Origin of the sequence: Streptomyces sp. NPDC050433 (assembly GCF_044458565.1) — a bacterium.
GTDB lineage: Bacteria > Actinomycetota > Actinomycetes > Streptomycetales > Streptomycetaceae > Streptomyces.
The window spans coordinates 23,815-30,073 of record NZ_JBITIB010000052.1 but is presented as its reverse complement, the minus strand read 5'-3'; the positions used below and the strand labels follow the sequence as shown (position 1 = coordinate 30,073).

Sequence of the window (6,259 nt, the reverse complement as noted above, 5' to 3'; positions counted from 1 at the left end):
AAGCCGTTCACATGGACCAAGAGCGCCGACGAAATCCTCAACTCGTTAGCGAAATATATCGCCAGGATTTCAGGCGCAGGACACTAGGGCGTGTTTTAGGTAGTGCGGGCGGCCAGCCATTTGGTGAGGTCGCCCGCGATCCGGCGGATAGCGGTCTCGACGCTGACGTCGTGCTCGCGGCGATCGGTGTCGCGCCGAACGACCTCGTAGCGGCCCTCGTCCAGCACGGCAACGGAGGCGAACCAGTCGGGTTCGTCCTCGTCCGGCTGGATGAAGACGAAGGTGTTGTCCGCGTCGTTCAGGTCGCTGATGAGCATGAACAGGGCGTCCTCGGAGGGGTCGTCGATGTGGTCGCCGTTCTCGCTGTCGGCGCCGTAGTCCTCAGCGGCCACAGGCCCTCCCTGTCCGCGCCGCTCAAATCCGGTGGTCGCCATGGCATGGCCAGAGGTCCCGGTCTGCGGTTCACCACTGGTGGATCGCCGCGATCTGGACTTCTGCTGGGGACTTGATCGAGGAAGTCACATCCTCGCAGGTCAAGTGCACCTTTCCTCTCTCACCCTCGATGAACCGAAGTCCCCTCTGAACGGAGGAGGCCGACTCCCACCTGCGCTGACAGGCACACGGTCTCTCCCGTGATCCCAACCCCATCCCCCTTGTAGGAGACACATGTCCAGCGATGTGCCGCACTTCCCGATGACCCGGGCGGCCGGCTGCCCATTCGACCCGCCCCCGGCCGCGATCGCCCAGCAGAAGAAGGCCCCCCTCACCAAGGTTCGACTGTGGGACGACAGCACCTCCTGGCTGGTGACCCGGCTCGCCGAACAGCGTGCCCTCCTCGACGACCCCCGGATCAGCGCCGACATCAGCAAGCCAGGCTTCCCGCACCTGATACCGCTTCCTCCCGGTGGCGGGCCCGTGAGTTTCGTAGTGATGGACGGCCCCAAGCACGCCCGTCTGCGCCGCATGGTGACGGCGCCCTTCGCCGCCAAACGAGTGGAGGCGCTGCAACCGGCCGTCCAGCGGATCGTTGACTTGGCTATCGACGCAATGCTGGCTGGACCGAAACCGGTCGACCTTGTCGATGCCTTCGCCCTGCCCGTGCCCTCGCTGGTGATCTCCGAACTGCTCGGAGTTCCCTACAGCGACCACGGCTTCTTCCAGAACAACGCCAAGATCATCGCCACCCTGGACGTCGAGGCCCAGGGGCGTGCCCGGCGCGAGCTGATCGGCTATCTGGACGACCTCATGGGCCGGAAGATCGTCGCCCCAGCCGACGATCTGCTGTCCGACCTGGCCGAACGGGTGAAGGCCGGGGAACTGACCCGTAGTGAAGCGGCGCAGATGGGAGTGATGCTGCTGATCGCGGGCCACGCGACCACCGAGAACATGATCGCGCTCGGTACGCTCGCCCTGCTCGAACACCCCGCCCAACTGGAACTCCTGCGCGACTCCGACGATCCCAAGCTGCTCGCATCGGCTGTCGAAGAGCTGCTGCGTTACCTCAGTGTCATCCACACCCGCAACCGGATCGCGCTCGAAGACATCGACATCGCCGGGGAACGCATTCGCGCCGGCGACGGGCTGATTTTCGTCCTCGACACCGGCAGCCGCGACCCCGACGCCTTCGAGGAACCCGACCGCCTCGACATCGAGCGCGACTCCCGGCACCACATGGCCTTCGGCTTCGGCGCCCATCGATGCCTGGGCAAGTCGCTGGCCCGGCTGGAACTCCAGGTCGCGTTCAGCACCCTCTTCCGGCGCATCCCGACCCTGCGGCTCGCGGCCGACATCGAGGGCGTCCCGTTTCGGCACGACAACCAGGTCTACGGGGTTTACGAACTGCCCATCACCTGGTGACCCGCCCCCAGGTCCTCGGAGTGTTGCCTGGTCTACGGCACGGTCAGTGAAGAATGTCGAGTTGCCATCGGTGGTGCTGGGATGCCTGTCCTACGGCGACAGGGATCACCGGGCCGGGCTTGAGTGTGCGGATTTTGCTCGGGAGGTCGGGGCCGATGGGCGTCGCCCCCGGCCAGTGGCTGTGGGTACGTCCCGGACACACTCAGTCGTGGCACCCGCCCGGCGCCGCCCGCGGCCCGTTCATCCTGTTCGAACCGGACGTGCTGCGGCCCGACATCGCCCGCCTGCTGGCCCCGCTCACCGCACACGAGGCTCTTGCCGTGCTGAGCCCGCACCCCGACGACGCCGCCTGGCTCCGGCAGACGGCACTCCAGCTTCTGGACGAACACCGCGCACTCGGGCGCCGCCCCCTTGACGTCCACCACGCCCTGCGGCGCAGCCTGCTCGAATCGCTGTTGCTGCGGCCTCACCAGCGCCCCCGGGATCACCCCCCGCCGACACGAGTGCCGGCAGAAGCCGTGGTGACACCTACGGACGGTTCGCGGACGCCCTGGAACTGCACTTCCGCGAACTGCACCGGGCCGCGGATCACGCAGAGTTGCTCGGCTGCTCGGTCCGCACCCTCAGCCGCGCCGCCCGGGAAGCCACCGGCAAGGGAGTGCGTGAGCTCATCGACGAGCGGCGCCTGCTGGGAAGCGCCCGATGGGATGCCCGGTCCGTGGCCGACCACCTCGGCTTCACCGATCCCGCGAACTTCGGTCGCTTCTTCCGCGACCGCACTGGTCTCACTCCGGCCGCCTTCACGGCCCGCGAAGGAATGCTTACGTGGAACCGTTCACGCCGAAGTTTCAAGGCCGCCTCGCGGGTTTGAGCCCGGTGTCGCGACTGACGAACCTGGCGAAGAGTCGTGTCCTACCGGCTCGAGGCGCGGCCAACCGCCCCCGCTACGTCCTACTTCTCCTCCGGCTCCCAGGCGCGGAGCAGGTCGAGCAGCCCTGCGTCTCCGTCAACGTGCAAGGAGTCGGCCTGGATCCGGTCGTACAGATAGAGGACCAGCTCACTGGCCGTGCCGTGGACGGAGGCGCCGACTGCGTCCGAGTCCTCGCCGGTCGCGGCGGTGGGCGCGGGGATGCGGGTGATGCGTGCGCCGTCGCCGTCGACGGTGAGGCGCCAGGAGCGGCCCTCGGCGGCGTGGAAGTCGAAGGCCGTGGGCTTGTGCGGCCAGGCACTCGGCGTTGCGCAGACGGTGAACAGGAACTCCTCCACACCGTCGAGTGCCAGCTCGACCGGCAGCGGCTGCGGGGCGCCCCCGGCGAGCTGGGCGTCGTACGTGTGCACCGCGGTCTCCTGGACCCGGTGCCGGGCGGTGCCGCCGGCGGTCTGCGGTGACTGCGACGCGGGCCACCACGTCCAGCAACCGCTCTCCGGTCCCGCCGTGCGCAGGGCGCCCAGCAGAAGCTGCGTCGACGCGGCCAGCCAGGAAACGCAACACCGTCGAACGGGCCATCAACCGGCTGAAGCAGCACCGGGCCGTGGCCACCCGCTACGACAAACGCCGCTACATCTACCTCGGCACCGCAACCGCCGCAGCCCTCACCATCTGGCTCCGCACATGATCGACCGGACAAGTCCTAGCCGATCAGCAACCCGGGTCGGCGGTGCTCCACGATCCCGCGTCTTGTGTGCATGCGCTACACTAGCGTCAGTGCTTGACGCATCAACTAGATGTCAATCCGCGAGCTCCCGCAAGGGAGCCGACCGCGCCGTGGGCGCAGCGGAAGAACTGAGCGGTCGTCACCACGTGCCTGAAGGGCTTACTTCCTGCATCAGCTTCGAGCCTTACGGCCTCGCACGGACCCTTGCCAACGCCGCCACGGCCTATGTGCCTCTCAACGACACGGAGAACGTCCTGCGTTATGCGGGAAAGATCAACCGGCACATCGAAGAGGTCGACTCCCCTTGGAGTTACGCCCTTGTCAATCTGGACGTAGCCACCGCCCTCCTTGTGGGGCGAAACCCAGACGTCGAGCAGGCCATGTCCATTGGCCATCAGGTACTTGACGGCGACGGCGGTCCTCCGATCCTCTCCGTTGTTCAGCGAGCAACCGACCTCGCTCTCCACGCTCGTCCCTTTGAAAGCCTTGCAGCCGTCCAGGACTACAGGGACACGCTGTCAGCGTGGCGCACTACCCCCGACACCCGAGCGCTCGTGGGATCTGCAACGATGACCCGGCACACACAGACGCCGGGGAGGACAGCAGAAGGTGCGACACCGCGCAGAAGCCACAGCGTTTCCGCCAACACCTCCGACCCGTAGCAACGACCCTCACGCCGTAGCTGCCCACGACTGGCAAGCGTTCGCCGATGTCACGCACATGGTCAACCACTGGGAACGCCCAGGTTGGAGGCCCGACACGCGCGCTTTCTATTGGATGCTCATCCCCGACTCGGAGCCCTTCATCGCCCAGGTGTTTGAGTGCCAGAGAACTCTAAGTCACCTCTGCTTCGACGCTGTGGACCGAGCGGGCCTCCACTTGACGCTCGGGCGTATCGGGGATGCCGACACTCTCTCTCAAACCGCGCTTCGAAACCTCGGCGTCGCAGCACGTGACCTGGTTCCCGCGAGCTTCGATCTTGCTGCTGTCCCTCTTACGGCGTCCACTGGTGCCATTCGCTACAGCGTCGCTCCTTGGGATCCGATCCTAGAGCTGCACACTGCCCTCGGCGCGGCCGGAAAACGTCATGGTGTTTCTCAAGACCGAAGTGCTGCCAGTCTTCGACCGCACATCGGCATCGCCTACTGCAATCGCCCCATGTCGGCAGACGCTGTGCGCGCGGATCTTTCTCCCTTGCGTAGTCTGCCCCCTGTGCTGATGCGGATGGACAACGTTCAGCTGGTCGAGCTACGAAGACGCGGTAATAGCTATACCTGGACAACAATCCACAGAATTCCACTGCGGTAACTCCTTGAATTGGTAGTCACTGGCCTCCGCGACGTCTGTGCCCTCTGGATGACGTGCGCGGCCCTAACAGTCCGGCGTCGGTGGTTCCACGGCCGCGTGCCAGCCTCTTGCCGCCCGCCGCGTTGTGTGCGTGCCCCAGTTGCGCGGTGCTGCGCGAGTACGCCGTCGGCAAGCAGTGATTCGTCGTCGCAGTGGCGTCACAGACTCGAGCCGGCGTTGGCTGTCATCCGAGGCCGTCCACCGTCGTTGTCGTGGCCCGTGTGCCGTGGGCGAAGGGGGTGAAGTGCGCGGGTGTGTGGTCGATGGGCAGTTCGGGCTGCCACGCGGTGAGGATCTGTGCGCTGCACACGAACAGGCCGTCAGGAAGTTGATCGAGAGGGTGCCACGCCCATTCGCCGACGCTCTCGTCGGGCTGCGTGGCCGGCTGACCCCGCCAGGCGTGGACGAGGGCGCCGACGGTGACCCGCAGGACACCTTCGACGTGGTCGACGAGGGTGCCCAGGAGTGTGACGTCGCCGGGGCGGGCGATCAGGCCGGTCTCCTCGCCGAGTTCGCGGACCGCCGCGGCTTCGAAGGATTCCCGGGCCTCGACTGTTCCGCCGGGTAGTTCGAGGGTGCCGCGACGGTGGCGGCCTAACAGGATTCCGTCCTCACTGAGGAGGATGGCTCCGACACCGACGGCCGCGTGCGCCACCGGTGGTCTGCTACTGCGGGGGCGGCTGGAAACCCGTACTGGAGTATCCGGCAGGCGGCGGGCGCGGATGAGCTGCTGGATGACCGGGGCGTTCTCATCAGGGTGGTTCAGCAGGTCGACGGCCTCGACGCGGAAGCCGTACTCCATGAGCAGGTCCTCCCACAACTGCGGTGCCAGGATCCACATCTGGGTCGGAAGCGGCGGATCGTCGCGGAGCAGGATCATTTGCTCGCGCGGTGCCACTTCCGTGGAGGGGCCGTGGCCGTGGAGGTCGGTGTGCAGGAGCGAGAGGATCAGGGGCGCGCCGGGGCGCAGACCTTCGCGCAGCGCCGGCAGTGCTCTGTGCGGGTCGATGAACGCCAGCGTGCCGATGGCGTACGCGGCGTCGAACGGTTCGGCCCCGGCGAGGTAGTCGGCCACGTCTCCCTGCGCGAACTGCACACCCTGAATGTCCGCGTGGGTGGAGGCGGCGCGTTCGTGCTGGGGCGGGGACAGCTCGATGCCGGTGACGTGAGCGCCGTGCGCCTGGGCGAGATGGACGGCGTGGTGGCCGGCCCCGGAGCCGATGTCCAGGACGCGGCGGCCGTTGATGTCACCAAGGATTTCAGCTCCCGGTCCGACCCCCTCCCAGGGTGCCCAGGCCATCTGGTGGGGAATGGGTGGCGTGTAGGCGCGGGCCAGTTGGCGCTGGCCGTAGACGGTCCAGGCTTGGGTGTTGATGTCCTCGGCGGGCACGGTGCCTCCT

At 67.0% G+C, this 6,259-nt stretch carries 6 protein-coding genes and 1 pseudogene; 3 read left to right on the top strand and 4 right to left on the bottom strand.

Features of this window, described 5'->3' with window-relative positions:
* Nucleotides 1-95 precede the first annotated feature (95 nt).
* Nucleotides 96-434, bottom strand: a complete 339-nt coding sequence (locus tag ACIBLA_RS36480) for a hypothetical protein (protein ID WP_399201050.1) — start codon at nt 432-434, stop codon at nt 96-98.
* A gap of 232 nt (nt 435-666) precedes the next feature.
* Between ACIBLA_RS36480 and ACIBLA_RS36475 the strand changes: the two genes are divergently transcribed.
* On the top strand, nt 667-1,857 hold the full coding sequence (locus tag ACIBLA_RS36475; protein WP_399201049.1) for a cytochrome P450: 1,191 nt from the start codon (nt 667-669) through the stop codon (nt 1,855-1,857).
* A gap of 598 nt (nt 1,858-2,455) precedes the next feature.
* On the top strand, nt 2,456-2,728 hold the full coding sequence (locus ACIBLA_RS36470) for a helix-turn-helix domain-containing protein (protein ID WP_399201048.1): 273 nt from the start codon (nt 2,456-2,458) through the stop codon (nt 2,726-2,728).
* Between the two features lie 80 nt (nt 2,729-2,808).
* Here ACIBLA_RS36470 and ACIBLA_RS36465 read toward each other — a convergent pair.
* Together ACIBLA_RS36465 and ACIBLA_RS36460 are read right to left on the bottom strand one after the other, a co-directional pair.
* Nucleotides 2,809-3,339: pseudogene (locus tag ACIBLA_RS36465) on the bottom strand (maleylpyruvate isomerase N-terminal domain-containing protein); the annotation flags it as partial.
* A gap of 235 nt (nt 3,340-3,574) precedes the next feature.
* Nucleotides 3,575-3,979, bottom strand: coding sequence for a hypothetical protein (locus ACIBLA_RS36460; RefSeq protein WP_399201047.1), 405 nt, complete (start codon nt 3,977-3,979; stop codon nt 3,575-3,577).
* Nucleotides 3,980-4,232: 253 nt separating this feature from the next.
* Here ACIBLA_RS36460 and ACIBLA_RS36455 point away from each other — a divergent pair, with 253 nt between their 5' ends.
* Nucleotides 4,233-4,820 carry a 2'-5' RNA ligase family protein gene (locus ACIBLA_RS36455; protein ID WP_363243993.1) on the top strand — a complete coding sequence of 196 codons (588 nt, stop codon included), beginning with the start codon at nt 4,233-4,235 and terminating at the stop codon, nt 4,818-4,820.
* 223 nt (nt 4,821-5,043) lie between these two features.
* On the opposite strand, the gene ACIBLA_RS36450 is transcribed toward ACIBLA_RS36455, so the two are convergent.
* Nucleotides 5,044-6,249 (bottom strand): bifunctional class I SAM-dependent methyltransferase/NUDIX hydrolase, encoded by a 1,206-nt coding sequence (locus ACIBLA_RS36450; protein WP_399201046.1) that lies wholly within the window; start codon nt 6,247-6,249, stop codon nt 5,044-5,046.
* Between the last annotated feature and the right edge of the window lie 10 nt (nt 6,250-6,259).

Bases quoted from the DNA above. Each gene is read 5' to 3' on its own strand.
- ACIBLA_RS36480 (WP_399201050.1), bottom strand. From the start codon at position 434: ATGGCGACCACCGGATTTGAGCGGCGCGGACAGGGAGGGCCTGTGGCC.
- ACIBLA_RS36475 (WP_399201049.1), top strand. From the start codon at position 667: ATGTCCAGCGATGTGCCGCACTTCCCGATGACCCGGGCGGCCGGCTGC.
- ACIBLA_RS36455 (WP_363243993.1), top strand. From the start codon at position 4,233: ATGGTCAACCACTGGGAACGCCCAGGTTGGAGGCCCGACACGCGCGCT.